A 25,839-nucleotide genomic window follows, 5' to 3' on the forward strand; every position below is an offset into this window, starting at 1 on the left:
CCCAGCCTAGGGAGCGTGATAGGCACCGCGCATGGCACGGACGGATCATTTTGCGCCCCCTCCCAACCGACCCCACCACCCGGCCCGTCCCGGCCGCCCCGGCCCGGCCCAACACCGTCTCGGCCCGGCCCGGCCCAACACCGTCGCCGCCCCGTCTCGGCCCGGCCCGACACCGTCGCCGCCCCGTCTCGGCCCGTCTCGGCCCGGCCCGGCCCGGCCCGTAACACCGTCGCCGCCCCGTCCCGTCGCCCGGCCGTCCCGCCGCCCCCGCCACGCTCACCCCTGTCGGATCTCGCCGGTGTAGATGGCGTCCTCGTCCGGCAGCGTCACCGTGACCGGCAGCCCGAACCCGTACAGCAACAGCGTCGAGACCACCGACACCTCCGGGCCCTCGGCGGAGAACGTGAACCGGTGCCGCACCTTCCGCAGCCGGCCGTCCTCGTCCAGGTAGGCGTCGAACGGGACGGCGTCCTTGCTGAACCCTTTCGCCGCCGCGCTCAGCGCCCCGCGCGACTGCGGCGACGCGGCCCGGGCCGCCCGGCCCAGATCCGCGACCCCCCGGTAGTGATGCACCGTCACCCCGGCCAGCTCGGACTTCCCCGCATAGGTCACATCGGCCGCGCCGCGCAGCAGTTCGGCCGCCGCCATCGGGTCGGTGGCCCCGCCGGTGAGGAGGTTGCCGTCCTTCAGCGTGGTCGTGTCGATCCTGACCCACTTGTCGTCGGGCACCCCGGCACCGCGGTTCTTCATGTACAGCGCCCCGGGGGCCAGCAGCTCGGTGATCGGCCGGTGTCCGTCCGCACCCGCGGCTTCCTCGGGCAGCACCACCTTGAGCCGCCCCAGCTGCCGGCGGAAGTCGTACGAGCCCTGCCCCCGGATCGTCACCCGCGTCCCGCCGGCCGCCGTCTCCATCGACGTACGGGTCTCCGCGCCGCCGGCCTCGACGAGGACGTCCGCCGCCTGCCCGAGCAGATCGAGCGGACGATCGGCGGCCACGGAGCGCCGCCCGGAACCGTCGCTCGCGCCGCTCCCCGCGCCCCCGCCGAAACACCCGGCGCTGACCGCGATCACTCCGGCCGCGGCGAGGGCGCGAACAGCACGGGCCCTGCCTCCGTCCCTGTACTGCTGCACCACCATCGCCTGCCAACCCCCAACGACTACCGCCCGGCCGAGCCCTCACCCGCCCCGCATAACGACCGCCGACGTCCCCCGTCACGCGCCCCCGGCGCGTTGTGGCCCGGCGGGGGAGCCGTGGCCTGTTGTGGCCGGGCAGGGGAGCCGCGGGCTCCGTCTCCGGGTTCGGTGCCCTGTGGGCAGAAGCCCCGGGCGCGGCCCCCCGTTCGCCGGCTGTGGCCAGTACCGTGGTCGTGTGCATGAGGATCTCCCCGCCCCGGCCCGCACCACCGTCCCCCGCACTCGCGCCCGGACAGCCCCGGCTCCCTCGGCGGCCCCCGTCGTGGTCCTGGCCCCCACCGCCCCGGGGCCCCCGTCCGACTCCGCCACCGCTCCCCCGCCCGGCCCGTCGGCCGGGCACAGCGCCACGACGATCGAACGCGGCTCGTTCTGCCTGGCCCGCTGCACCTGCGGCTGGTCGGGACCGGCACGCAGGTCCCGGGACCTGGCCCGTACCGACGCCGCGAAACACCTCGCCACCCCCTGACCCGCCCGCCCGCGGGACCTGGTCGAAGCACGATCCCCCAGACGCTCAGAGGCGTCCGGGGGATCGGAAGAACCGTTCGATCAGCTGAAGAGAGCTGAAGAGAAGGGCGGAGAGAGAAGGCGGGGAGAGAAGGGCGGGGAGAGAAGGGAGAAGACCGTCAGGCGGCCAGGTCCTTCTCCCCCGGGTCGCCCCGTCCGGAACCGGGCCGCGGCTCGGGGATGCCCATCGCCTCGCCGTGCTCGTCCGCGACGGCCGCGCTCTTCGACCGGACGAACCAGCCCACCCGCGGCGAGCGGGCGATCGCCGCCATCAGCGGGGTCAGCAGCGCCATGGCGAGCGGGGCCAGCAGCAGGGCGACCGCCGTACCGAGGGCGAACCCGCCGATCACGTCGGTCGGATAGTGGACGCCCATGTAGACCCGGCTGAAGCCGGCGAAGAGCGCGAGGCCGATCGCGACGAAGCCGAACTTCCGGTTCGCCACGAAGATGCCGACGGCGATGCCCATCGCCAGGGTGGAGTGGTCGCTGACGAACGAGAAGTCCGTCTTGCCGTGGATCAGGACCTCAAGGCCTTCGTGGTCGTTGAACGGGCGCGGCCGTTCGACGAAACCGCGGATCGGGACGTTGACGAGGATCGCGATGGCGGCGGCGAGCGGCGCCCAGACGATGGCGGCGGCAGCCGTCACCGAGTCCTCGGCCGTCCCGCGCTTGCGCATGCTCCACCAGCACCACAGGCCCACCAGCACCAGGCCGAACATGATCCCGTACTCGCCGACGAACTCCATGACCCGGTCGAACCAGGTCGGAGCGGCCTTCGCGAGGCCGTTGATGTCGTAGAGCAGACTGACGTCCGGGTTCGACCCGTCGAGTTCGAGTCCAGCCATCTGCTGCGGCCCCTTGCCTTGTCTGCTTCTTCTGCTGCGACGCGCGTCCTTGCACGCCGCCGTGGTCGAACCCCCGTGTCCGGTGCTGTCCGCTACCGCACTGCACAGCATCGCCGTACTGCATCACTGCGACGCATGGTCAGTGAGGACGCATGGTCAGTGCGCATGCCGTTCCCGTCCCCTGTCCAGGGAACGGCCCGGCCGTCGTGTGCGTTCCGCTCTCCACCGAATGATCACCATGACGTTATCGAAGAGTGACTCGTCATCGCAGCTCAGGGCCCAGGCTTCACAGAGAGTTCCGGCCACGGCCGACTGCCCGTCAGCACCCCTGGCCGCTCCGGAAGCCCCGGACGATACACCCGTACGGAAGACGCCAGGAGCCGCCGGGAGCCGCCGGGAGCCGCCGGCGGATGTGCGGCAGACATCCGGGAGACATCCGTCACCCTGTGGGCAGATCCGTCGGAAGGGCGGCGGCGCCGTCCTTGGTGACCCGTGTCGCACCGAAGTAGTCCGGCGTATCGATCTTGTCGAACCGGATGACCGCCCCGGTGAACGGCGCGTTGATCATATAGCCGCCCCCGACGTACAGCCCGACGTGCCGGATCGCACGCGAGTTGGTGAGGTCGTCGGAGAAGAACACCAGATCCCCCGGGAGCAGCTCGTCCCGCGAGGGATGCGGGCCCGCGTTGTACTGGTCGTTGGCGACGCGCGGCAGCTCGATGCCGACGGTCCGGTACGCCGCCTGGGTCAGCCCCGAACAGTCGAACCGGCCCTGCTGCTCCGGCGTACCGTTGCCGCCCCACAGATACGGCGTGCCGAGCTTCTTCTGTGCGAAGTAGATGGCCCCGGCGGCCTGCCGGGAGGGTGCGACGCGGCCGACGGGCCGGGCGAAGCTCTTCTCCAGCGAGCGGATGATCTTGACGTAGTTCTGTGTCTCCTTGTACGGCGGGACGCCGCCGTACTTGATCACCGCGTAGGCGCCGGCGTTGTACGCGGCGAGCATGTTGCTCGTCGGGTCGCCCGGCACCTTCTTCACATACCCGGCGAGCTCGCAGTCGTACGAGGCGGCCGAGGGGATCGCGTCGGCGGGGTCCCACACGTCCCGCTTGCCGTCGCCGTTGCCGTCGATCCCGTGCGTGGCCCACGTACCGGGGATGAACTGGGCGATGCCCTGCGCGGCGGCGTGGCTCTGCGCCTGCGGGTTCCAGCCGCTCTCCTGGTACAACTGCGCGGCCAGCAGCGCCGGGTTGATGGCGGGACAGAGGTTGCCCCACTTCTGCACCAGCGGCTGGAACCGCGCCGGGACCGCCCCCTTGGCCAGCGCGACGGCACCACCGCCCCCCGCCCCGGCGAGCCCGGCGGCGGCGGAGTACGTACCGACGACAAGCAGCGCCAGGAAGCACATGACCATGCCGACGCCGATGCCACCGAACACCCAGAATTTCCGCACCCCTCAACCATCCCCCATCGGGGCGCGCTTCAGAGCCGTTTTCGACGGTGTGTACGAGTCATCCGCGGCACACCACCGGCGCACCCGAAGCACACGGGGGCGCCGACGGCTCACCGGCACCAGGGGTGACGCGGCCTCAGCCGCCCGCCCCCGACCAGAAGTCGGAGCGGACGTTGGGACGGGGCAGCGGATAGACGTCCTTGTACGCCGGACCGTTCGGCTCGGCGGTGGGAGCGGCGACCTTGGACTCCTTCACGCACGGGCTGTCGGCCTCCAGGAAGGCCTGTCCCTTCCCCCGGAAGGAGACGCTGACACCGAACCCGCTCTTCGTGACCGCGTAGACCGCCGGGAACTTCTCGTCCTTGTTGACCGCCTTGATCCGGTAGTCGTTCTTCCGCCAGAACGTCTCCGCACGGTCCAGGAACGTCTGACGGAGTTCGGGGGAGACGACCGTCATGACGGTCCGCCGGCGGGTCACACCGCAGGCGCGGGTGGTGGTCGGCCCGTGGGCCCACCGCACATCGGGGTCGATGCCCTTGAGGACCGCGTCCAGCATCGCGTCGGACTGCTCGGCAGCCTCCTGCATGTCCATCCCGCGCTCCTTTCCGGTGCTCACGCCTCCGTCGCGCGCGCTTCCGTCCTCACTCCCGCACCCGGACAGCACAACACCCAGGGCGAGGACCACCGCGCCGAGGGGCAGAGTCCGCTTCGCTCGACTCACTTCGGTTCCTCCATCTTGAGCCGGTCGGCGTTGCCCGACACGATCAGGGCGATGCTGTCCGCGGACACGGCGTCGCGTTCCGGGCTGAAGTAGTTCGAGTGCGAGTCCAGACTGATACCGCTCCCGCTGACGAGCGGCGGACCGTCGGCCACCGGGAAGCGCCGCGCCCCGAACGCCTTGCTCGCCGGATCCTTCCCGAACCAGAGGTCGTCGTCACCCGGATCGGCCAGATCGCCGGTCAGATAGGCCCCACCGGGGCCGCCCAGGGCCAGCCCGATGCCGCCCACCACCACCTGGGTCTTCGAGGGCAGCTTGGTCACCGGGTCGTTGGCGGCGGCACCCACGAAGACGTGCTCGCTGCCGACGCCGAGGTCCACGGCGTGGTCGACGCCGACCCCCGGACTGCCGACCAGGATGATGTCGTCGACCCCGGGGATCCCGCCGGGCCGGGCCGCCGCGGCGCCCACGGTCCGGGACCCGTAGGAGTGCCCGATGGCCGTCATGTGCGGGTTCTTGTTCTGGTTGGTCACGGAGATCCCGCCCATGAAGTCGCGGTAGGCCGCCCCGCCCTTCTCGGCGCGCCCCGTGCCCATGACGGCGAAGTAGCCCGCCGCCCCGTCCTTGTCCGGCAGCTGCGGCGCGTCGTACCCGAGCCAGACGATGGACGCCGTTGAGTCGTCGTACCCCTGCGCCCCGATCGCGGTGTCCCGGGCCCGCCCGAGGTCGTTCTTGGCGAACTCCTCATCGAGCGAGGTGTTGAGCCCCGGTACGTACGCCGACACGTTCTGGGAGGCGTCCGGATTGCCGAACGAGACGATGGCCCGCCCGTTGCCCTCGTCACCGATCCCGATGAGGTACATGGGCGGCTTCCCGTCCTCCTTGAGCTGCCGCTCGATCTCCCGCAGCCCGGCCAGCTGGTCACGGGCCTTGTCGGTGTCGATCCCCTCCAGCTTGTCGATCAGCGCGGGAAGATTCCTGCGGTTGGCGGCGTCGCGCGCGAGGACCGGGATGCCGTCGAGATTGCCGATCCGCTCCGGGACCAGCTCGATGTACCGGTCGCGCTCCTCCGGCGAGAGCCCGTCCCACCAGGCCTTGTTCCCGGCGGGCGTGGCGTTCTGCGGGATCCGCCCGCTCAGGTGCGCGCGCTCGGCGTCCCGCACCTCGGCGTCGACCCGCGCCCCCGAGCCGGGTATCGCCAGCCCGGCGCCGGCGCCGCCGACCGCCTTGTTCCAGTCCCAGGCGGCGCCGACGTAGTCGCCCCGCTCCCACTTCTCACCCGCGCCCTGGGTGTCGCGCCCCCACTGGTCGACGATGCCCTGACCGCTCTCGCCGGGCCGCAGGACCGCGTCGACGACCCCTTGGACGTCGCCGCCGAGCCCGTCCCCGAGGAACCCGTCGAGGAACCCGCCGCCGTTGGGGCCCGCGGGTCTACCCGCGTCGACCGGCACGATGGCATCGCTCGGGGGGAAGGCGTCGCCGCCTGGGTCGCCCCCTTGGGGACCTGAAGTGTCACCGGAGCCGCTGCCGCCGTTCCCGGCGGTGCTGCCGCTGTCTCCGCCAGTGCCACCAACGCCGCCAGTACCGCCAGTGCCACCAGTGCCACCAGTGCTTCCGGTGGTCGCGGTCCCTCCGGTGTCACGGGCGCCACCGCTGGTACCGGTGCTGCCGGCACCACCGGTGAGACTGGACTCGTCACCACCGCCGCCGTCGGCTCCAGCACCGCCGTCCGTACCGGCACCCGAAGCATCATCGTGACCGCTGCTGTCTCCGGCGCTGTTGCCGCTCCCGCTGCCGCTGCCGCTGCCGCTGCCGGCGCTTCCGCCGCCGGCCACGACGTCATGCCCCGGCGCCGGACACGAGCCACCGGTGAGTTCGCAGATAACGCTACGGATCTCCGCGGTGAGCTGCCTGCCCGTTCCGGTGGCCGTCAGCCCGCCGACGAGGGCGACGACCACGAGGACGAGGCCCAGATACTCCAGCGCGGTCTGCCCGGCGTCGCGGCGGAGCCTCATCATCCGGGCGAAGCTGAACAGCCGTTGCTCGGCCCGCTGCTCCAGACCGCTCCGGAACCATCGACGGCTCCCCGGCCGGCACAGCAGCACGATGGCGGCCGTCGGTATCACCAACCGGGCGACACCCCCCGCCCCGGCCCCGCCGCTCAGCTCCGCGAGGGCGCCGAGGACGATCCACGCCTGCACGGCGAGAAGCCCGTACCAGACCCGAACGCCGCCCTTACGGACGTACAGCGACAGCACGAAGGCGCCAATGCCGGGTAACGACGCGTAGAGCAACAACCCGAGAAGGTACCCGTCGACCGCGTCCACCGAGGACGCCGTCGACAGGGCCCTGATCGCACCCACCAGGGTGGCCACGAAGAGAACGTGAAGAAGGATCAGCACCGCCTGCAACGGCCGGGGCATCAACCGCCCCGAACCCGCTACGGCAGCGCTTACATCGACGCCAACAGGGACCGCGCTTCTTCGTATGCCGGACAAGAGCAGTCCCCTACCTCGTGAGTGGGCGGAACGGGCGACAGATCAGTCACTCCGCGTATGCGACCACACGGGCAGGGGACACGACATGGGCCCCAGGACCCAATACAGGGCTCAAAGCCCGCACACACCAGCCCAGTTGAGCCAACTTGCCCCGATCACGACCCTGTTGCCGCCACCCCGGGGGCGCCTGCCGACCAGAAGTCGGAGTGGATGTTGGGGCGGGGGATGAGCTCCACGCCCTCGTACAGGGGGGCCGTCGCCTGGCTTGTGGAGTCGGCCACTTCGGACTCACGAACACAGGGCGTGTCTACCTGAAAGAAGGCTTGCCCCTTGCCCCCGATGCGGAGCCGCACACCGAACCCGTCACTCGTTCGGGCATAGATTGCCGGAAAATCAGCATCGTTATTGATAACCGTCATACGATATCCACTCTTGCGCCAGAACCGATCCACCACCCCTAAGAGATTCCCCCTCCTCGCGGCAGAAATATCGGTCATGACGACGCGCCTGCGTGACACATCGCAACTGCCCACGGTCGTGGGGCCATGCGTCCACCGCAGCTCCGGCTGAATCTCCATAAGTACGGAATCGAGAATCTCATCCGATCGTTCCGCAGCAGCTTGCATGTCCATGTCTGAACCTTTATCTGTTGTGCACCCAAATACTGCCAGAGCGATACATCCGGCGATCATTACGGGCCACATTGGACGCCTCAACGCGCACTCTCCTGCTTAACCTTGTGGCCAGACCCTGCGACAACCATCGCGATGCTGTCAGCCGAAGCAGAGTCCAGCTCCGGATCGAAGTACTGCGAGTGCGCATCGATCGAAATACGGCCAAGGCCGACCACCGGCGGCCCCGGATCGGCTGCGAAGCGCCGCGCACCAAAGTCTTCACTCGCCGGATCTTCACCGAACCACAGGCCGTTTCCTCCCGGATGAACCATGTCTACTGCCAGCGCCCCCGCCGGTCCGAGCGCACTCCCCGCCGCATCGAGCAAGCCCTTTTCCTTGGACGGCAGGTGGGTCACCACGTCATTCTCTGCGGCACCAACGAATACGTGGTCTCTCCCCACCTTGAGATCCTCCGCACGGTCCACGCCAAGCCCTGGGCTCCCGACCAGGACGATGTCATCGACCCCAGGAATCCCATCACCTTGCTGCGTGGCGGCTCCGACCGTTCTCGAACCATATGAGTGTCCGATAGCCGTCATGTGCGGGTCCCCGTGGTCATTTGATACAGCCAGCCCGGACATGAACCCACAGAACGCCCGCCCACCGGTTTCCGCTCTTTCGGTACCGGCGACAGCCAAGCTGCTCATCCCGTCCGGACTCTGAGGCGCGTCATACCCCAGCCAAACAATCGCGGCAGTGGACTCGTCAATCTCTCTCGCCGCTACGGCCGTGTCACGCGCCCGCTTCAGATCCCCCTTTGCAAACTCCTCGTCCAACGACGTATTCAACCCCGGAACATAAGCCGCCACATTCCGCGCCGTATCAGGATTCCCGTACGAGACGATCGCCCGACCGTTTCCCTGATCCCCGATTCCGAGCAGGTACATCGGCGGCTCCCCCGCCCGCGGCACCGCCCTCAACTGCCGGTCGATCTCCCGCAGCGCCGCGAGCTTGGTCGCCGAATCCTCGTCGTTCCGCCCCTCCAGCTTCCCCATCAGCAGCTGAAGATTGTCCCGGTTCGCCGCGTCCCGTACGAGGGCCGGAATCCCGTCCAGGTTGCCGATCTGATCCGGGTACACCGCGAGGTACTCCTCCCGCTGTTCGTCCGTCAGACCGGCCCACCACGCCTTGCGCTCCGCCGGGCTCGCGTCGTGCGGGATCGCGTTCTTCAGGTAGCTGCCCGCCGCCTGCCGCACCGCCGCAGCATCGGCCGCGGCGTCCTTCCACATCGCGGCCGGGACGCCCAGGCCCTCCTGCGCCTTCAGCGACCGCAGGATCCTGGTGTACCGCCAGTCCGCGTCGGCCGCCGTCCGTACGGCCTGCGCCACCCGGTCCGCGATGTCCTGGGCCTTGCCGGCGTTCGGGTTGGGCGCTACGAGGCCCGAAGGGGTGACCATGCCCGGGTTCGGGACCCCGGACGCGGTCCCGCCCGCCAACGGCTTCCCGTCGACCAGGCCCTCGCCCGCCGCCGGATACGTCACCGAACCGTCCGCGTGCACCGTGAACCTCAGCGCCGCCGCATCGTCCAGCGCTCCCTGCAACACACGCTGCTGGGCCCTGATCTCATGGGCCAGGCTGTTCAGCGTGGTCCGCAGCAGCCCGCACTCGGTGTAGATGTACTGGAAGTTCGTCCCCAGCCGGCGCAACCGCCCCACGGCCGCGTCCACCGCCTCCCCCTTCTGCGTGTTGTGCAGGCCGGGCAGGAGTTGGCCCTCGATACGGTCCCGAGCCGCGTCGGCACGATTGCTCACCCGCCCCCAGCCGTCCGCCGCCTGCTCCAGTTCGGCGCACTTCACCTCACGTAACGCGGTCCAGGTCAGGGCGGAACCGGCACCACCGCTCCGTCCGCTCACCACGCGCCGCCACCGCCCGGCGTCTTCACCCCGTCGAAGCCGCTCTTCACGGCCTCGTTGGCCTGCGCCTGGCCCCGGACGACCGCCCGCAGTTTCCCGGCGAGGCTCCCGCACTCGCCTCGCGCGCCCTCGATCCGGCGCTCCCACGAGGCACGCACGGAGCTCAGTTCTGCCAGCGCGTCCAGTGCTCCGGCCCCGGCGGTCAAGCCCCGGTGCGCCGCCTCCAGCTCGCCCTTCACCGGGCCGAGGTGTGTGACCAGTTGGTCGGCTCCGCCAGCGGCCCGCAGCCACGGACCGCCGCTGTGCCGAAGATCCCCGCCCCCGGTCTCTCCCGCCGATCCGGCCGGCGCCCCCAGCCGCTCCCCACTACCGGTCGGCTGCCCGACCACGGTTACTCCGCCCACACCGCTCACCCCGTTCCTCTTGATCGTGGAGCGGCACTGTGCCAAATCCGGGGTAAGCGACATGCCGTACGCAACCCCGTCGGGTCGGGGCGCCGTACGCCCCCGATCCCGTGGATCCCGGCCGGGCAGAGCGGGGCACCGTTTCCCGCGGAGCCGCCCGGTTCACCCGAACGAAGGGGGGCCGAGCGCCAGCACCCTCACCGGCACCCGGCCGCACGGCTGCGCATGCCCCGCCGACCGGCCGCACGTACCCCGCCGACCGCGGACCCACCGGCCCAACCCAACCCGTCCACGCCCCGGGGCTCCCCTCACCCCAGCGCACGGTTCCCCAACCACACCTGACGAAGCATCGAACAGGAGGCCGACCGGCGCACCGACGGCTCTCGAACGGCGCATACGAACACGCCGTGCCCCGCGAACGCTGCAACCGCGTCAGAACCCATGGCCACCGTCGTTGCTCCTGGTCACACCCCGTGATACACAGAGTGACCAGGCGTATGCGTGAAGAGCCGGACGAGCCGCAGGTCAGGGCGACCGCCCCGGTCAAACGTGCGAGATCCGGGTAAAGAGACCCGGGAAGGCGTCGTGCGAGCGCGGTTTCATCAGCGAAGATAGAAGGCGACCCGTGCCGAACGGCACGGGCAGCGAACTACCCAACAGGGGCGGTGACTTACATGATCCTGGCAGCAGAGAAGGGCGACATCACCACCATCATCGGCGGAATCGCTCCGGACTGGGGGCCGTTCGGGACGCTGGGCAACGAGGCGCGCATCATGATCGAGGTGGTGATGGCCATTGCCATTCTGCTCTGTCTCGGCATCGCGATCTGGGGCGCGGCGAAGCAGCGCATCGGAGCGACGGCACTCCGCGACACGTTCAGCGCGGAGCAGGGCAAGGGCCTGATCGTGGCAGGACTGACAGGGGTCTTCATCATCGGCTCCCTGGGCACCCTGTTCACCATCGTCTACGGAATGGCCGTCTGACCCGTCGTCGGCCGCCCCCTCCGGGCCGTCCCAGCCCGCACCCCATCATCCGCCCGTCGCGCCCACCGGCTGAGGTTGCGTTTCCCTGATGTCGAGTCACCACACCGCGCTCGAGCGGCAACCAGCACAGCTACCGTCGTCCTGCGCGGATCTGCACACGACCGAGGGAGCGAACGCGGCATGAGTCCCGGTGACGAGCACGACTACCGCGGCAAGGACCAGGGGGGCCGCCCGGACGACCCGTACAGCACCCTCGGCGGCACCCGTCAGACCCGCACCCGTCTCCCCGACGGCGACGCGGGGCTCCCTCAAGCGCGCCGCCCGGTCCGCAACTCCCGCTCTCTCGTGACGATCACCGGTGTCGTGGTTCTCCTCATCGCTGCCATCGCCTTCGCCAACCGCGGCGGTGGCAGCGACGAGGACGCCGCCCCGGGCGCCAAAAAGCCCGGGACCGCAGGAAGCGCCCCCACCGCGGCCACCGGCACCAAGCCCGTCCAGGGCAAGAACGGCACGATCGCCTCCGGCTTCGCCCACGACGAACAGGGGGCGCAGAGCGCTGCGGCGAACTATGCGGTGGCGCTGGGGTCTGCGGAGATGTTCAACGCGGAATCCCGCCGCGGCATCATTCAGACGACACATGATCCGGCGGTAGCCCCCGGGCTCCAGGACAGCCTGGACGCCGCCTATTCGCCGGCGTTCTACAAGAACGTCGGACTCAATGACGACGGCAGCACACCCACCGGGCTGAGTTTCGTCTCTCGGACCGTCCCGGTCGGTACGAAGGTCGTCAAGATGAAGACCGATGTCGCCACCGTGGAAGTCTGGTGCACCGGTCTCGTCGGGCTGGCCGGGGAGGGATCCACCAAACCGGTCACCGAGACTTGGTTCACCATCTCACAGGAGCTCAAGTGGGTGGGCGACGACTGGAAGATCTCGTCGTCGAGCCAGACGGAGGGGCCGACACCGGTCAACGGTGACAACCGTGCTTCCACGGCTGACGAGATGGCCGCTGCGGTTGATGCGTACGGAGGCTTCACCTATGCCCGATAGCCGCCGGTTCCGCCTCTCCTCGCTGGTCGGCGCCACAGGTCTCGTGCCTGCCGCGCTGATCGTCATGACACCGCGTGCCTCCGCGGCTCCCACACCGACCCCGACGCCTGCCCCCGGCGAGAGCGACAACCCCTGCGACCTCATCGTTGGACTCGCCAAGGATTACTGCGAGGACGGGGAGAACGCCCGCAGCGGTTCGCGTGCTCCGACCGACATCGACAATCCCACCGACCCCCTCTCCTCCCTAGCCCGAGGCTGCGCCGACGCCGCCTCCTGGATCGTCGGCAAGCTCAGCGAGGCCGTCGAGTCCACGGCCAACGTCGACTTCACCAACCCCAAGTTCCTCCAGCAGTACGCCGTCATCTTCGCGGCCTCCACCATCCTCACCCTCGTCCTCTGGCTCCTCGCCGTAGCCAAGCGGGCCATCCGCGGCGTCCCCCTCACCACCGCGATCTCCGAGGCCGTCGGCTTCCTCTGGCTCACCGTCCTCGCCTCGGCCTTCACCCCGCTGATCCTCTACACGATCGTCTCCGCCACCGACGGCGTCACCGAGGTCATCTCCTCCGCCACCGGCGGCCAGACCGACGTCTTCTTCGGCTCGTTCGCCGAAGCCCTCAAGAAGGGTGAGGACATCGGCGGCGGACCGATCATGCTGATCGTCGTCTCGCTCGTCTCGATCCTCGCCGCCGGCATCCTGTGGCTGGAGCTCGTCATCCGCGCCGCCCTGCTCTACGTCGGCGCGCTCCTCGGGATCGTCGTCTACGCCGGTCTCGTCGACAAGAACATGTGGGGCCACGTCCGCCGCTGGGCCGGCATCATGATCGCGGTGATCATGGTCAAGCCGGTCATCGTCATCGTCCTCGGCCTCGCCGGAGCACTCTCCGCGGGCGACGGCCCCGACGCCTTCTCCGCCGTCGTCTCCGGCCTCTCCATCATCCTGCTGGCCATCTTCGCCTCCGCCATGATCTACCGCTTCGTCCCCGGCTTCGGCGACGAGATCCAGGGCGCCCGCACCAACCGCAAGCAGGCCACCGACGGCGCCCAGGCCGCCGCCCTGATCAGCTCCCCGGCCGCCCTCGTCTCCCAGGGCATCAAGACCCACAGCGGCCGCAACGACCAGAACAGCGGCGGAGGCGGTGGCGCCCGCCCCGCCAACCCGGCCAGCGGCGGCGTCGCCGCCCACAGCTCCCGCACCACCGGCGGAGGCGGCGGGGGCGGCGCCGCCCCCTCGCCCCGCAGCGGGTCCGCACCCACCTCCGGGACCCCCCACAGCAGCCGCTCCCCCCGAGGCGGAGGCGGCTTCGGCACCACAGGTAACTCGAACACAGGAGGTGGAGGGCGTTGACGACCCAGTCCCACACGATGACGCCCCGCCGCACGTATCTCATCGGCCGTGCCCGGCCGAACGCGATCGTCGGCAAGAACCGCGAGACCGGCGAGATCTCCCTCATCATCGCCGGCGCGTTTCTCGGCATGATGAGCGGACTGCTCGTCCCCGTCCTCTCCCTCCGCATCGTCTGCCTCGTGGGCTTCCCGATGCTGGCTCTCGCCATCGTGTACGTCCCGTACAAGGGCCGCACCTTCTACAAGTGGTTCGAGATCAACCGCAGCTTCAAACGCTCCCTGCGCCGCGGCACCGCCTACCGCTCCACCGCCATGGAAGCGGGCGTCAGCTCCGACGGCCGTGAGGTCGAGATCGGGCCGCCCCCCGGTATCGGCCGGATCAGCTGGCTTGCCGCCCCCTTCGGGCCCGACGAGATCGCCGTGCTCCTCCACGCCGACCGCCGCACCGTCACCGCGGCCATCGAGATCGAGGGCCCCGGCGTCGGCCTCCGCGACAGCGAGGACCAAGAAGCCCTCGTCGACCGCTTCGGCACCCTCCTCAAGCACGTGGCCAACGGCGACGGCTTCGTCACCCGCCTCCAGATGCTCGCCCGCACCCTCCCCGCCGACCCCGACGCCCACGCCAAGGACGTCGCCCAGCGCGGCGACAAGGCGTCCCCGGGCTGGCTCCAGGAGTCCTACGACCAGCTCCAGTCCATGGTCTCCACCTCCAGCGAGCAGCACCGCGCCTACCTCGTCGCCTGTATGCACTACAGCCGCGAACTGGCCGCCGAGGCCAACGCCATGGCCCGCGCCACCCGCCCCCACGGCGGCCGCAAGCTCGACCGCGACGCCGGCCTCGCCGTCGTCATGGCCCGCGAGCTCACCGACATCTGCGCCCGCCTCGCCGAGGCCGACATCCGGGTACGCCAGCCGCTCGGCCAGAGCCGCCTGGCCTCCCTCGTGCACTCCATGTACGACCCCGACCACCCCATCGACCACATCCAGGCCATGACCAAGCGCAACGCCTGGCCCGCCGAACTGGACGCGGTCGAGCCGACGTTCCTCCAGGCCAAGACCCGCGAGTCCACCACCCGCGCCCCCTGGTGCCACGCCACGGCCTGGGTGAAGGAATGGCCGATGACCCCCGTCGGCGTCAACTTCCTCGCCCCGCTCCTCGTCCACACCCCCGACGTCATCCGTACGGTCGCCGTCTGTATGGACCTCGAACCCACCGAGGTAGCCATCGAACGCATGCTGACCGAGAAGACCAACGACGACGCCGAGGCCAGCCGCCAGGCCAAGATGAACCGCACCGTCGACCCCCGCGACATCGCCGCCCACGGCCGGCTCGACCAGCGGGGTGAAGATCTCGCCAGCGGTGCGGCCGGAGTGAACCTGGTGGGGTACATCACGGTGTCGTCCCGCTCACCCGAGGCCCTCGCCCGCGACAAGCGCACCATCCGCGCCTCGGCGGGCAAGTCGTATCTCAAGCTGGAGTGGTGCGACCGCGAGCACCACCGGGCCTTCGTGAACACGCTCCCGTTCGCCACCGGCATCCGCCGCTGACGCGCGGGGCCGCCACGGCGCCGCCACGCCGCCGCTGACGCGCGGTCCCACCGCGAAGACCGAGAACACGCTCCCCACCCAGAACCGCATATCCCAACCGCTGATCCCGAACCGCTGATCCCGAACTACATATCCCGAACTGCATATCGCGAACCGCGCATTCCGAACCGCGCATCCCGAACCGCTTATCCCGACCCGCACACCCCGCAACAAGAGAGGGCACCCCCACCATGCGAGACCCCCTGTCCGCATTGTCGGATGCCTTCACCTCCTTCCTCTTCGGCAAGGTGGAGACGACCCGCCTCCCCGTCCGTACGTCGACGGGCCAGGCCCAGGCCGTCTACCTCCCCACCGCCGCCCCCGGCCTCGGCGACTCCGGCGTGATCATCGGCCGCGAGGTCTACAGCGGCAAGGGCTACATCTACGACCCCTTCCAGCTGTACGGGCAACAGCTCCCCGCCCCCCACTGGCTCGTCCTCGGCGAGTCCGGCAACGGCAAGTCGGCGCTGGAGAAGACCTACGTCCTGCGCCAGCTCCGCTTCCGTGACCGCCAGGTCGTCGTCCTCGACGCGCAGGGCGAGGACGGCGTCGGCGAATGGAACCTCATCGCCCAGGAGCTGGGCATAACCCCCATCCGCCTGGACCCGACCGCAGCGCTCAACGGCGGCATCCGGCTCAACCCCCTCGACCCCTCCATCACCACCACCGGCCAGCTCGCCCTGCTCCGTACGATCATCGAAGTCGCGATGGGCCACGGCCTCGACGAGCGTTCCGGCTTCGCCCTGAAGGTCGCCCACGCCTACGTCACCGCGACCATCACCGACCGCCAGCCGGTCCTGATGGACATCGTGGAGCAGCTGCGCCACCCGGAGCCCGAGTCGGCCGAGGCGATGAACGTCGACATAGACGATGTACGGGCCTGGGGCCTGGACGTCGCCCTCGTCCTGGACCGCCTGGTCGACGGTGACCTGCGCGGTATGTTCGACGGCCCCACGACCGTCGGCATCGACCTCGACGCGCCCCTCATCGTCTTCGACCTCTCGCACATCGACCGCAACTCGATCGCGATGCCGATCCTGATGGCGATCGTCGGCGTCTGGCTGGAGCACACCTGGATCCGGCCCGACCGCAAGAAGCGCATCTTCCTGGTCGAGGAGGCGTGGCACATCATCAACTCCCCGTTCGTCGCGCAGCTCTTCCAGCGCCTCCTGAAGTTCGGACGCCGCCTCGGCCTCTCCTTCGTCGCCGTCGTCCACCACCTCAGCGACGTGGTGGACGGAGCCGCGGCGAAGGAAGCGGCGGCCATCCTCAAGATGGCCTCCACCCGCACGATCTACGCCCAGAAGTCGGACGAGGCCCGAGCGACCGGCCGGGTCATCGGCCTGCCCCGCTGGGCCGTCGAGATCATCCCGACCCTCACCCCCGGCATCGCCGTCTGGGACGTCAACGGCAACGTCCAGGTCGTCAAACACCTGATCACCGAAGCCGAACGTCCCCTGGTCTTCACCGACCGCGCCATGACCGAGGGATCGACGGACGACCTGCTTCCCGAGGACATCCGCGCCGCCGAGCTGGAGGCGGAACAACGGGCGGCCCGCATCGAGCACCAGCAACGGATGAACGAGTCGTCAGAGTCAACGGTGGCATGACATGGCACGTCAGTCGGCACGCGGCCGCGGCCCGGCCCATCACGACGGACACGACCGGCCCCAGGGCGGCGGCGGCATCCCGGACGGCCTGCTGATCGGCCTCCTGGGCCTCCTCTTCGCCGCCACCCTGGTCGGCTGGACAGCCACCGGCCTCGCCGGGCTCTTCGCCCACGGGGCCTGGCCGGACGGCGTGACGTTCACCCGGTCCCCGCTCGCCCTGCGCGAACTGGCCACCGCCCCCCAGGACCTCGCCGCGGCCTGGCCGGGGACACCCCCGGCCCAGCTCTCCGGGTACGGCCTGTTCTGGGGCCTGTTCATCGGCGAGCTGATGGTGCTGCTGGTCCTCGTGGTGTTCACGCTCGGAGTCGTGGCCCGTGGTCGTGCCGTACGGGAACGGCGCCGCGAGGAACGAGCCTTCGGAACGCAAGAGAAGCAACCCCCCGCACAGAGCCCACCCCCGGCCCAGCCCCAAGCACCGGCACCAGCACCAGCACCAGCACCAGCACTGACGAAGACCCACCCCACCGCAGTCGCAAGCACACCCGCGGCCACAGAGACGCCCACTCCCCCCGAAGCCCCCGAGGCCCACGGGACCCCCAACGCTCCCGGGCCCCCCGAAGCCCCCGGGACCTCCGAGGTGCCCCCCGGCTTCACCCCCGCCGACGCCCCTCTCACTCTCCCCCTCCCCTCCCCCCGCACCCCCCTCCTCGTCTACGCTCCGGCCCCGGCCCGGCGCCCCACCGTCGTCCGGGCCGTACACGACGCCGAGGGCCCCGCTCTCGTCGTCACCTCGGACCCCACCGTCTGGGTCGAGACGAAAGACGCCCGCGCCAAGCTCGGCCCCGTCCTGGTCTACGACCCGGGCCACCTCTGCGACACCCCGGCCCGCCTCCACTGGTCGCCCACCGCGGGCTGCGAGCTCCCCGACGTCGCCGCCGCACGCGCCGCCGCCCTGCTCGCCCCGGTACGCCCGCAGGCCCGGATCGACGCGGCGGTGGCCGACACGGCGCAGACACTCCTCCAGTGCTGGCTGCACGCCGCCGCGGTGGACGGCCGCCCCTTCCGCCAGGTCCTCCGCTGGGCCTCCGGGTCCGGCGCCCACGAACCGGTACGCCTCCTCCGTACGCACCCCAAGGCCGCGTCCGGACTCGCCGGGCTGCTGGAGTCCGCCCTCACCGCCTACCCCGAACGCCGCGAAGTGGCCCAGGAACTGACGGTACGGGCGTTCGCCGCGCTGTCCACGGTGCACATCCGCGAGGCCTGCACGGCGAACCGAGCGGATTCCCTCGCGCTGGAATCTTTTGCGGACGAAGGGGGAACGCTCTATCTGGTGGGCGAATCCATCGAGGATCCCCGCTCCCGCCCCGGCGCGATGCCCCTCCTCACCGCGCTCGCCGCAGACGTGGTCGAGCACGGCCGCCGCATGGCCGCACGGTCATCCGACGGTCGGCTCGACCCACCAATGACGCTCGTCCTCGACGACATCGCGGCCGTGGCGCCCCTTCCCCAGCTCCCGGAGCTGCTCGCGACCGGCCAGAACCGGGGCATGCCCGCCCTCGTGCTGCTCCGCTCCCGGGAACAGGGACGGGCCCGCTGGCAGGACCGCCTGCGCGCCCCCGCCCCGGGCGCCGGCTAGACGAAAGCCCCCGGAGCGCCGACCGGACGAAAGGCCCCGGAGCATCGCTATCCCTCGCGCCCGAGGACGTACTCCAGCTCCAGCTCGCCCCGGTCGCCCGGGGCCGGGATCCGTTGCCCGGAGGGGACGAATCCGAACCGCCGGTAGAACGCGGCGGCCCGCGGATTCTTCTCGTGCACATAGAGGCGCACCCGCTCCAGCCGGGGCGAGGACAGCGACCACGCCCACGCGACGGCCTCCCGGAACAGCGCGTCCGTCACCCCGGTCCCCCGGACCTCGGGACGGACGAACACACCGACCAGGTGCGCCTGTTCCACCGCGGGCGCCTCCCCGAGACGCACATCGTCCTCCGGGCTCTCGACGAGCACGGTGACCGAACCCACCCACGACCCTTCGGGCGACTCCGCGACGAACTGGCGGACACGATCGCCCCCGCCCTCGGCGGCAGCCGCGGCACGCTCCTGCCAGAAGGCGTCCGGTTTCGCCACGGCCTCCTCGTACGACTCCAGGAACGCCACCGGGGCCGCCGGGTCCTTCAGAGCGTCCAGCCGCAACTGCCTGACCTGCGGCCATTCATCGGCCCGCACCGCACGCATCACATAATCCATCCCCCGATCCTCACCCCCACCCGCCCGACGTTCAACCGACTAACCCCACCGTCACCGCCGGGGACGCGACCACCACCAGGGAGGCGACCACCACCACCCACAAAGCGACCGCACCGCACCGCACCCACATCACCCCCACCCCCACTCGCACACCGGCACCCCGTCGTACCCCGGTACTACGCCCCACGCCCACGTCCAACCCCCGGTCGGACGCCCGTGCCGCGCCGTCTCCGTAGCGTCGACCGCATGATCAAGGCACACGGACTCACCAAGCGGTACGGCGACAGAACCGTCGTCCAGGACCTCGACTTCACCGTCCACCCCGGCACGGTCACCGGCTTCCTCGGCCCCAACGGCGCCGGGAAATCCACGACGATGCGCATGCTCCTCGGCCTCGACGCCCCGACGCACGGCCGCTCCACCGTCAACGGGCGCTCCTACGCCACCCACCCCGCACCCCTCACCCAGGTCGGCGCCCTGCTGGAGGCCCGGTCCGTCCACCCGGGCCGGTCCGCCCTCAACCACCTGATGGCCCTCGCCCACACCCATGGCATCCCGCGCCGCCGGGTCGAGGAGGTCATCGACCTCGCCGGGCTGACCGACGCCGCCCACCGGAGGGTCAAGGCCTTCTCCCTCGGCATGGGCCAGCGCCTCGGCATCGCCGCCGCACTCCTCGGCGACCCCGCCACCGTCATCCTGGACGAACCGGTCAACGGGCTGGACCCCGAAGGCGTCCTGTGGGTCCGCACCCTCCTCACCTCCCTCGCCGCCGAAGGGCGTACGGTGCTCGTCTCCTCCCACCTGATGAGCGAGATGGCCCTCACCGCCGACCACCTGATCGTCATCGGCCGCGGCAGGCTCCTCGCCGACACCACGGTGGCCGAGCTGATCCGCTCGGCGGGCGGGGCGTCCGTCAAGGTCGTCACCCCGCAGCCGGACGATCTGGGCGCCCACCTGACGGGCCCGGGCGTGACCATCACCGCCACCCGTGTTCCCACCACCGACACCCCGGCCCACGAACTCCGGATCCGAGGAGTGGACGCCGCGCACATCGGGGGCGTGGCCGCCGCACACGCGATCACGCTGTACGAGCTCACGCCGCAGACCGTGTCGCTGGAGCAGGCGTTCATGGACCTCACCCAGGAATCGGTGGACCACCGGCCGCAGCAGCGAACAGCGACCGCTCCCGCCGGCTCACCTTCCCCCTCCCCCTCCCCCTCGCCTCTCAACGGAGCAGCAGCATGACCACGACCCCCACCACCCCTCCAACCCCGTACCCGACCGCACCTTCACCGTCACCGTCACCGTCATCGCTGACACCATCGACATCACCGTCATCGCAGTACGGCATCACCCCGACCCGGATCCTGCGCTCGGAATGGCACAAGCTCCGTTCCCTGCGCTCCACCTGGATCACCGTCATCTCCGCGGTCGTCATGGTCCTGGGTGTCGGCCTGGTCATGGGCGGGACCTACACCTCCGGCGGCGGGGACTCCGACGTCGACACGATCGTCCTGACCCTGTACGGCAGCATGCTCGGCCAGTTGTGCCTGATCGTCCTGGGCATCCTGATGACCGCCGGCGAGTACGCGACCGGGATGATCCGCTCCTCGCTCACCGCCGTACCCGCCCGGCTTCCCGTCCTGTGGGCCAAGGCCGCGGTGTTCGCCGCCACCGTCTTCACGGTCATGTTCGTGACGGCCCTGGTCACGTTCGCGGCGGCCCAGGCCTTCCTCCACGACACCGACCAGGCCGCCTCGCTCACCGACCCGGGCATCCTGCGCGCCCTGGCGGGGAACGCGGCGGCGCTCACCCTGCTGGGCCTGCTGGCTCTCGGCCTCGGCGCACTGCTGCGCTCGGTGCCGGGCGCGATCGGCGCGTTCATCGGCGCGGTCATGATCCTGCCGGAGATCCTCGGGATGCTTCCGTACGACGCCGTGGAGCGCGCCATCATGTACTTTCCCACCCAGGCCGCCGGTGCCCTGGGCTCCGCCACCCCCATCCCGGGCACCATCTCCCCCGGCCCCGCCCTGCTCGCCCTGTCCCTGTGGGCGGGCACGACACTGGCCGCGGCAGCGCTGGTGCTCAACCGCCGCGACGTCTGACCCCACGAGGAGCGACCAGGTGACGGACCACCTCCGGGCCGCCGGCACACCCCCGGCGCCCGACGCCGCCCCAGCACCACCGCCCGCCGGCACGGCCCCCCTCACCCGGATCATCCGCAACGCCCTGGACCGCCTCCGTGCCTTCGACCGACGCCGACCACGGGTCTGGGACGCGGCGGTGAGCGGGTTCTGGGCCGTGGCGGCGGTGCTCGACTACACCTCCGGCGGCTGGCGGAACGTCGCACGCGACGACGTCACGGCGCCCGAACCGCTGGTGCTCCTGATGAGCCTCTGTTTCTCGCTGCCGCTGCTGTGGCGCCGGACGCACCCCATGGCCGTACTGCTGCTGATGGCACCGGCGTCCCTGGTGAACATCTGGACGGGCGCCGTGGTCCAGGCCGCACTCCTCCAGCTGATCCCGGTGTTCCAGATCGTCCTGCGTTCCCCGTTCCGTACGGTCGGGGCCGCGGCTGCGCTGTTCGTCGCCCCGGTCCTGGCCATCGGCGTGCGCATCCCCTCCGCCTGGGGCCAGGAAGTGGTCTCGTACACCTGGGGCCTCGTCTTCGTCGTCCTGCTGGGGATCGCGGTACGCACCCGCCGCGAGTACACGGAGGCCCTGGTCGAGCGCGCACACCGGCTGGAACACGAACGCGACCAGCAGGCCCGGCTCGCCGCCGCCGCCGAACGCACCCGCATCGCACGGGAGATGCACGACATCATCGGCCACAACCTGTCCGTCATCACGGGCCTGGCGGACGGCGGCGCGTACGCGGCCCGGAAGAACCCGGAACGCGCGGGCCAGGCGCTGGAAGCCATCGGCGCCACCAGCAGGCAGGCCCTGTCCGAGCTGCGCCGTCTCCTGGGCGTCCTGCGCGACGACCACCCCGAGGCCGAACGCACCCCGCAGCCGACGCTCGACGAACTGGCCCCCCTCATCGAACGCGTACGCCGGGCGGGCCTGCCCGTCCACCTGGAGCTCCACGGCGAACCCCGGGCGCGGTCGCTCACCCCGGGCCGCCAACTCACCGTGTACCGGGTGGTCCAGGAAGCCCTGACCAACACCCTCAAGCACGCCACCCGGCCCACGGCCGCGACGGTCACGCTCACCTACTCGCGCACCCACCTCGACGCCCGCATCACCGATACGGGCACCGGAGCGGGTACGACCGCGGACGCGGAGGAAGCCGCACTGCCGGCCCAGGGCATCATGGGGATGCGGGAACGCGCCGCGCTGTACGACGGCACCGTCGAGGCCGGCCCGCTGCCGAACCACGGCGGATGGCAGATACGGCTCCGCCTTCCCTTGGAGGACACGCACCCGTGACGACCGTACTCATCGCGGACGACCAGCCGATGCAGCGCTTCGGCTTCCGCATGCTGCTGGAGAGCCAGGACGACATGACGGTCGTCGGCGAGGCGGGCAACGGCACCGAAGCCGTCGGCCAGGTCGCCCGCCACCACCCGGACGTCGTGCTGATGGACATCCGTATGCCGGGTTTGGACGGCATCGAGGCGACCCGACGCATCATCACGTCCGGAGCCAGGACCCGCATCCTCATCGTCACGACGTTCGACCTGGACGAGTACGCCTACGACGGTCTGCGCGCCGGAGCCAGTGGCTTCCTGGTCAAGGACGCCCTGCCCGAGGAACTCCTCGCCGGCATCCGCGCGGTGGCCGCGGGCGACGCGGTGGTCGCCCCGACCCTGACGCGCCGCCTTCTCGACGCCTACGTCCACCACCTCCCGGCCACCCCCGGTGCACCGGCCGCAGCGGACCCGCGCATCACCGCGCTGACGGAACGGGAACGGGAGATCCTCACCGTGATCGGCCAGGGCTGGTCCAACACGGAGATCGCCGCCCGCCTCCACCTCGCCGAGTCCACGGTGAAGACGCACGTGACCCGCATCCTCGCCAAAACCGGTGCGAGGGACCGCGTCCAGGCGGTCATCCTTGCCTACGACACCCGCCTCGTCACGCCGATGTAGGCGGTGTGTGGACGGTACGGAAACATCCGCAACATCCGCCCAAAGGTCCGGGAACGCAGAAAAGCCCCGCACCAAAAGGTGCGGGGCTTTCCCGGAAAAATTGTTCGGCGGCGTCCTACTCTCCCACAGGGTCCCCCCTGCAGTACCATCGGCGCTGAAAGGCTTAGCTTCCGGGTTCGGAATGTAACCGGGCGTTTCCCTAACGCAATGACCACCGAAACACTATGAAATTAACCAACACCGGATGAAAACACGGCCGTTCGTTATTTCAGAACTAACACAGTGGACGCGAGCAACTGAGGACAAGCCCTCGGCCTATTAGTACCAGTCAGCTCCACCCGTTGCCGGGCTTCCACATCTGGCCTATCAACCCAGTCGTCTACTGGGAGCCTTAACCCTTCAAGAGGGTGGGAATACTCATCTCGAAGCAGGCTTCCCGCTTAGATGCTTTCAGCGGTTATCCTTTCCGAACGTAGCCAACCAGCCATGCCCTTGGCAGGACAACTGGCACACCAGAGGTTCGTCCGTCCCGGTCCTCTCGTACTAGGGACAGCCCTTCTCAATATTCCTGCGCGCGCAGCGGATAGGGACCGAACTGTCTCACGACGTTCTAAACCCAGCTCGCGTACCGCTTTAATGGGCGAACAGCCCAACCCTTGGGACCGACTCCAGCCCCAGGATGCGACGAGCCGACATCGAGGTGCCAAACCATCCCGTCGATATGGACTCTTGGGGAAGATCAGCCTGTTATCCCCGGGGTACCTTTTATCCGTTGAGCGACAGCGCTTCCACAAGCCACTGCCGGATCACTAGTCCCGACTTTCGTCCCTGCTCGACCCGTCGGTCTCACAGTCAAGCTCCCTTGTGCACTTACACTCAACACCTGATTGCCAACCAGGCTGAGGGAACCTTTGGGCGCCTCCGTTACTCTTTAGGAGGCAACCGCCCCAGTTAAACTACCCATCAGACACTGTCCCTGATCCGGATCACGGACCCAGGTTAGACATCCAGCACGACCAGAGTGGTATTTCAACGACGACTCCACAACCACTGGCGTGGCCGCTTCAAAGTCTCCCACCTATCCTACACAAGCCGAACCGAACACCAATATCAAACTATAGTAAAGGTCCCGGGGTCTTTCCGTCCTGCTGCGCGAAACGAGCATCTTTACTCGTAGTGCAATTTCACCGGGCCTATGGTTGAGACAGTCGAGAAGTCGTTACGCCATTCGTGCAGGTCGGAACTTACCCGACAAGGAATTTCGCTACCTTAGGATGGTTATAGTTACCACCGCCGTTTACTGGCGCTTAAGTTCTCAGCTTCGCCACCCCGAAGAGCAGCTAACCGGTCCCCTTAACGTTCCAGCACCGGGCAGGCGTCAGTCCGTATACATCGCCTTACGGCTTCGCACGGACCTGTGTTTTTAGTAAACAGTCGCTTCTCGCTGGTCTCTGCGGCCACCCCCAGCTCAAGCAGCAAGTGCTATCACCAGTGATGGCCCCCCTTCTCCCGAAGTTACGGGGGCATTTTGCCGAGTTCCTTAACCATAGTTCACCCGAACGCCTCGGTATTCTCTACCTGACCACCTGAGTCGGTTTAGGGTACGGGCCGCCATGAAACTCGCTAGAGGCTTTTCTCGACAGCATAGGATCATCCACTTCACCACAATCGGCTCGGCATCAGGTCTCACCCTTAACGTGTGACGGATTTACCTACCACACGGGCTACACCCTTACCCCGGGACAACCACCGCCCGGGCTGGACTACCTTCCTGCGTCACCCCATCGCTTACCTACTACAAGTCTGGTTCATCGGCTCCACCACTACCCTCAACTCCGAAGAGATCGGGCCGGCTTCACGGACTTAGCATCGCCTGATTCAGTACTGGGCGTTTCAAAGCGGGTACCGGAATATCAACCGGTTGTCCATCGACTACGCCTGTCGGCCTCGCCTTAGGTCCCGACTTACCCTGGGCAGATCAGCTTGACCCAGGAACCCTTAGTCAATCGGCGCACACGTTTCTCACGTGTGTATCGCTACTCATGCCTGCATTCTCACTCGTGAACCGTCCACAACTCGCTTCCGCGGCTGCTTCACCCGGCACACGACGCTCCCCTACCCATCCACACGGGCGTTGGCCCTATATGTGTGAATGACACGACTTCGGCGGTACGCTTGAGCCCCGCTACATTGTCGGCGCGGAATCACTTGACCAGTGAGCTATTACGCACTCTTTCAAGGGTGGCTGCTTCTAAGCCAACCTCCTGGTTGTCTCTGCGACTCCACATCCTTTCCCACTTAGCGTACGCTTAGGGGCCTTAGTCGATGCTCTGGGCTGTTTCCCTCTCGACCATGGAGCTTATCCCCCACAGTCTCACTGCCGTGCTCTCACTTACCGGCATTCGGAGTTTGGCTAAGGTCAGTAACCCGGTAGGGCCCATCGCCTATCCAGTGCTCTACCTCCGGCAAGAAACACACGACGCTGCACCTAAATGCATTTCGGGGAGAACCAGCTATCACGGAGTTTGATTGGCCTTTCACCCCTAACCACAGGTCATCCCCCAGGTTTTCAACCCTGGTGGGTTCGGTCCTCCACGAAGTCTTACCTCCGCTTCAACCTGCCCATGGCTAGATCACTCCGCTTCGGGTCTAGAGCGTGCAACTCAATCGCCCTATTCGGACTCGCTTTCGCTACGGCTTCCCCACACGGGTTAACCTCGCTACACACCGCTAACTCGCAGGCTCATTCTTCAAAAGGCACGCAGTCACGACTGCATGTGCAAGCACATA

20 protein-coding genes, 1 rRNA gene and 1 other annotated feature (1 of these 22 only partly in view) are annotated in these 25,839 nt (G+C 69.1%); of the genes, 11 read left to right on the plus strand and 10 right to left on the minus strand.

Annotation, left to right across the window (positions count from 1 at the left end; genetic code table 11):
- Nucleotides 1-276 precede the first annotated feature (276 nt).
- Nucleotides 277-1,137, minus strand: a complete 861-nt coding sequence (locus tag ACIQRW_RS22140) for a hypothetical protein (protein ID WP_403762904.1) — start codon at nucleotides 1,135-1,137, stop codon at nucleotides 277-279.
- Nucleotides 1,138-1,369: 232 nt separating this feature from the next.
- On the opposite strand from ACIQRW_RS22140, the gene ACIQRW_RS22145 reads away from it, so the two are divergent.
- The gene (locus ACIQRW_RS22145; protein ID WP_403762907.1) at nucleotides 1,370-1,660 is read left to right on the plus strand and encodes a hypothetical protein; all 291 of its coding nucleotides are present in this window, start codon (nucleotides 1,370-1,372) and stop codon (nucleotides 1,658-1,660) included.
- 157 nt (nucleotides 1,661-1,817) lie between these two features.
- On the opposite strand, the gene ACIQRW_RS22150 is transcribed toward ACIQRW_RS22145, so the two are convergent.
- From ACIQRW_RS22150 to ACIQRW_RS22180, 7 genes are all read right to left on the minus strand, one after another.
- Entirely contained in the window at nucleotides 1,818-2,543 is a 726-nt protein-coding gene (locus ACIQRW_RS22150; protein WP_403762910.1) for a phosphatase PAP2 family protein, read from the minus strand.
- A 439-nt stretch (nucleotides 2,544-2,982) separates the two neighbouring features.
- Nucleotides 2,983-3,978: an NlpC/P60 family protein gene (locus ACIQRW_RS22155; RefSeq protein ID WP_403762989.1), complete on the minus strand. Its 996-nt coding sequence runs from the start codon at nucleotides 3,976-3,978 to the stop codon at nucleotides 2,983-2,985.
- 151 nt (nucleotides 3,979-4,129) lie between these two features.
- Complete coding sequence (locus ACIQRW_RS22160) at nucleotides 4,130-4,714, minus strand: hypothetical protein (protein ID WP_403762913.1); 585 nt, start codon at nucleotides 4,712-4,714, stop codon at nucleotides 4,130-4,132.
- Complete coding sequence (locus ACIQRW_RS22165) at nucleotides 4,711-7,134, minus strand: alpha/beta hydrolase (RefSeq protein WP_403762916.1); 2,424 nt, start codon at nucleotides 7,132-7,134, stop codon at nucleotides 4,711-4,713. The genes ACIQRW_RS22160 and ACIQRW_RS22165 overlap by 4 nt, the downstream gene beginning before the upstream one ends.
- A 230-nt stretch (nucleotides 7,135-7,364) precedes the next feature.
- Nucleotides 7,365-7,841, minus strand: coding sequence for a hypothetical protein (locus ACIQRW_RS22170; protein ID WP_403762919.1), 477 nt, complete (start codon nucleotides 7,839-7,841; stop codon nucleotides 7,365-7,367).
- Between the two features lie 80 nt (nucleotides 7,842-7,921).
- Nucleotides 7,922-9,736 carry an alpha/beta hydrolase gene (locus ACIQRW_RS22175; protein WP_403762921.1) on the minus strand — a complete coding sequence of 605 codons (1,815 nt, stop codon included), beginning with the start codon at nucleotides 9,734-9,736 and terminating at the stop codon, nucleotides 7,922-7,924.
- Nucleotides 9,733-10,140, minus strand: coding sequence for a hypothetical protein (locus ACIQRW_RS22180; protein WP_403762924.1), 408 nt, complete (start codon nucleotides 10,138-10,140; stop codon nucleotides 9,733-9,735). Before ACIQRW_RS22180 ends, ACIQRW_RS22175 begins: the two co-directional genes overlap by 4 nt.
- A gap of 674 nt (nucleotides 10,141-10,814) precedes the next feature.
- On the opposite strand from ACIQRW_RS22180, the gene ACIQRW_RS22185 reads away from it, so the two are divergent.
- The 6 genes from ACIQRW_RS22185 (at nucleotide 10,815) to ACIQRW_RS22210 (ending at nucleotide 18,350) form a co-directional block, all read left to right on the plus strand.
- On the plus strand, nucleotides 10,815-11,123 hold the full coding sequence (locus tag ACIQRW_RS22185; protein ID WP_003968086.1) for a hypothetical protein: 309 nt from the start codon (nucleotides 10,815-10,817) through the stop codon (nucleotides 11,121-11,123).
- A 180-nt stretch (nucleotides 11,124-11,303) separates the two neighbouring features.
- On the plus strand, nucleotides 11,304-12,173 hold the full coding sequence (locus ACIQRW_RS22190) for a hypothetical protein (protein WP_403762927.1): 870 nt from the start codon (nucleotides 11,304-11,306) through the stop codon (nucleotides 12,171-12,173).
- A complete protein-coding gene (locus tag ACIQRW_RS22195) occupies nucleotides 12,163-13,518 on the plus strand; it encodes a hypothetical protein (RefSeq protein WP_403762930.1) in 1,356 nt (451 codons plus the stop codon). Before ACIQRW_RS22190 ends, ACIQRW_RS22195 begins: the two co-directional genes overlap by 11 nt.
- Entirely contained in the window at nucleotides 13,515-15,065 is a 1,551-nt protein-coding gene (locus ACIQRW_RS22200; protein ID WP_403762933.1) for an SCO6880 family protein, read from the plus strand. Before ACIQRW_RS22195 ends, ACIQRW_RS22200 begins: the two co-directional genes overlap by 4 nt.
- A gap of 230 nt (nucleotides 15,066-15,295) precedes the next feature.
- The gene (locus ACIQRW_RS22205; RefSeq protein ID WP_050356874.1) at nucleotides 15,296-16,714 is read left to right on the plus strand and encodes an ATP-binding protein; all 1,419 of its coding nucleotides are present in this window, start codon (nucleotides 15,296-15,298) and stop codon (nucleotides 16,712-16,714) included.
- Nucleotide 16,715: 1 nt separating this feature from the next.
- Complete coding sequence (locus ACIQRW_RS22210) at nucleotides 16,716-18,350, plus strand: TraM recognition domain-containing protein (protein WP_403762937.1); 1,635 nt, start codon at nucleotides 16,716-16,718, stop codon at nucleotides 18,348-18,350.
- A gap of 47 nt (nucleotides 18,351-18,397) precedes the next feature.
- Here the strand turns inward: ACIQRW_RS22210 and ACIQRW_RS22215 are convergent, their stop codons facing one another.
- Entirely contained in the window at nucleotides 18,398-18,958 is a 561-nt protein-coding gene (locus ACIQRW_RS22215) for a GNAT family N-acetyltransferase (RefSeq protein WP_403762939.1), read from the minus strand.
- Between the two features lie 246 nt (nucleotides 18,959-19,204).
- Between ACIQRW_RS22215 and ACIQRW_RS22220 the strand changes: the two genes are divergently transcribed.
- From ACIQRW_RS22220 to ACIQRW_RS22235, 4 genes are read left to right on the plus strand one after another with little or no spacing between them, the layout of a single operon-like run.
- Nucleotides 19,205-20,203 (plus strand): ABC transporter ATP-binding protein, encoded by a 999-nt coding sequence (locus tag ACIQRW_RS22220; protein ID WP_403762942.1) that lies wholly within the window; start codon nucleotides 19,205-19,207, stop codon nucleotides 20,201-20,203.
- On the plus strand, nucleotides 20,200-21,063 hold the full coding sequence (locus tag ACIQRW_RS22225) for an ABC transporter permease (protein WP_403762945.1): 864 nt from the start codon (nucleotides 20,200-20,202) through the stop codon (nucleotides 21,061-21,063). The genes ACIQRW_RS22220 and ACIQRW_RS22225 overlap by 4 nt, the downstream gene beginning before the upstream one ends.
- Nucleotides 21,064-21,082: 19 nt before the next feature.
- A complete protein-coding gene (locus ACIQRW_RS22230; protein ID WP_403762948.1) occupies nucleotides 21,083-22,387 on the plus strand; it encodes a sensor histidine kinase in 1,305 nt (434 codons plus the stop codon).
- Nucleotides 22,384-23,049: a response regulator gene (locus ACIQRW_RS22235; RefSeq protein WP_403762951.1), complete on the plus strand. Its 666-nt coding sequence runs from the start codon at nucleotides 22,384-22,386 to the stop codon at nucleotides 23,047-23,049. The genes ACIQRW_RS22230 and ACIQRW_RS22235 overlap by 4 nt, the downstream gene beginning before the upstream one ends.
- A gap of 102 nt (nucleotides 23,050-23,151) precedes the next feature.
- Here ACIQRW_RS22235 and rrf read toward each other — a convergent pair.
- Nucleotides 23,152-23,268: ribosomal RNA gene (rrf, locus tag ACIQRW_RS22240) — 5S ribosomal RNA — on the minus strand.
- Between the two features lie 79 nt (nucleotides 23,269-23,347).
- Nucleotides 23,348-25,839 (minus strand) — a sequence feature (most likely nonfunctional fraction of RNA operon) (it continues 1,731 nt past the right edge of the window).

Source organism: Streptomyces sp. NPDC091287, from assembly GCF_044768525.1.
GTDB lineage: Bacteria > Actinomycetota > Actinomycetes > Streptomycetales > Streptomycetaceae > Streptomyces.

Coding starts and splice junctions, on each gene's coding strand:
- ACIQRW_RS22140 (WP_403762904.1), bottom strand. CDS start 1,137: ATGGTGGTGCAGCAGTACAGGGACGGAGGCAGGGCCCGTGCTGTTCGC.
- ACIQRW_RS22150 (WP_403762910.1), bottom strand. CDS start 2,543: ATGGCTGGACTCGAACTCGACGGGTCGAACCCGGACGTCAGTCTGCTC.
- ACIQRW_RS22165 (WP_403762916.1), bottom strand. CDS start 7,134: ATGCCCCGGCCGTTGCAGGCGGTGCTGATCCTTCTTCACGTTCTCTTC.
- ACIQRW_RS22170 (WP_403762919.1), bottom strand. CDS start 7,841: ATGGACATGCAAGCTGCTGCGGAACGATCGGATGAGATTCTCGATTCC.
- ACIQRW_RS22185 (WP_003968086.1), top strand. CDS start 10,815: ATGATCCTGGCAGCAGAGAAGGGCGACATCACCACCATCATCGGCGGA.
- ACIQRW_RS22190 (WP_403762927.1), top strand. CDS start 11,304: ATGAGTCCCGGTGACGAGCACGACTACCGCGGCAAGGACCAGGGGGGC.
- ACIQRW_RS22195 (WP_403762930.1), top strand. CDS start 12,163: ATGCCCGATAGCCGCCGGTTCCGCCTCTCCTCGCTGGTCGGCGCCACA.
- ACIQRW_RS22205 (WP_050356874.1), top strand. CDS start 15,296: ATGCGAGACCCCCTGTCCGCATTGTCGGATGCCTTCACCTCCTTCCTC.
- ACIQRW_RS22210 (WP_403762937.1), top strand. CDS start 16,716: ATGGCACGTCAGTCGGCACGCGGCCGCGGCCCGGCCCATCACGACGGA.
- ACIQRW_RS22215 (WP_403762939.1), bottom strand. CDS start 18,958: ATGGATTATGTGATGCGTGCGGTGCGGGCCGATGAATGGCCGCAGGTC.
- ACIQRW_RS22220 (WP_403762942.1), top strand. CDS start 19,205: ATGATCAAGGCACACGGACTCACCAAGCGGTACGGCGACAGAACCGTC.
- ACIQRW_RS22225 (WP_403762945.1), top strand. CDS start 20,200: ATGACCACGACCCCCACCACCCCTCCAACCCCGTACCCGACCGCACCT.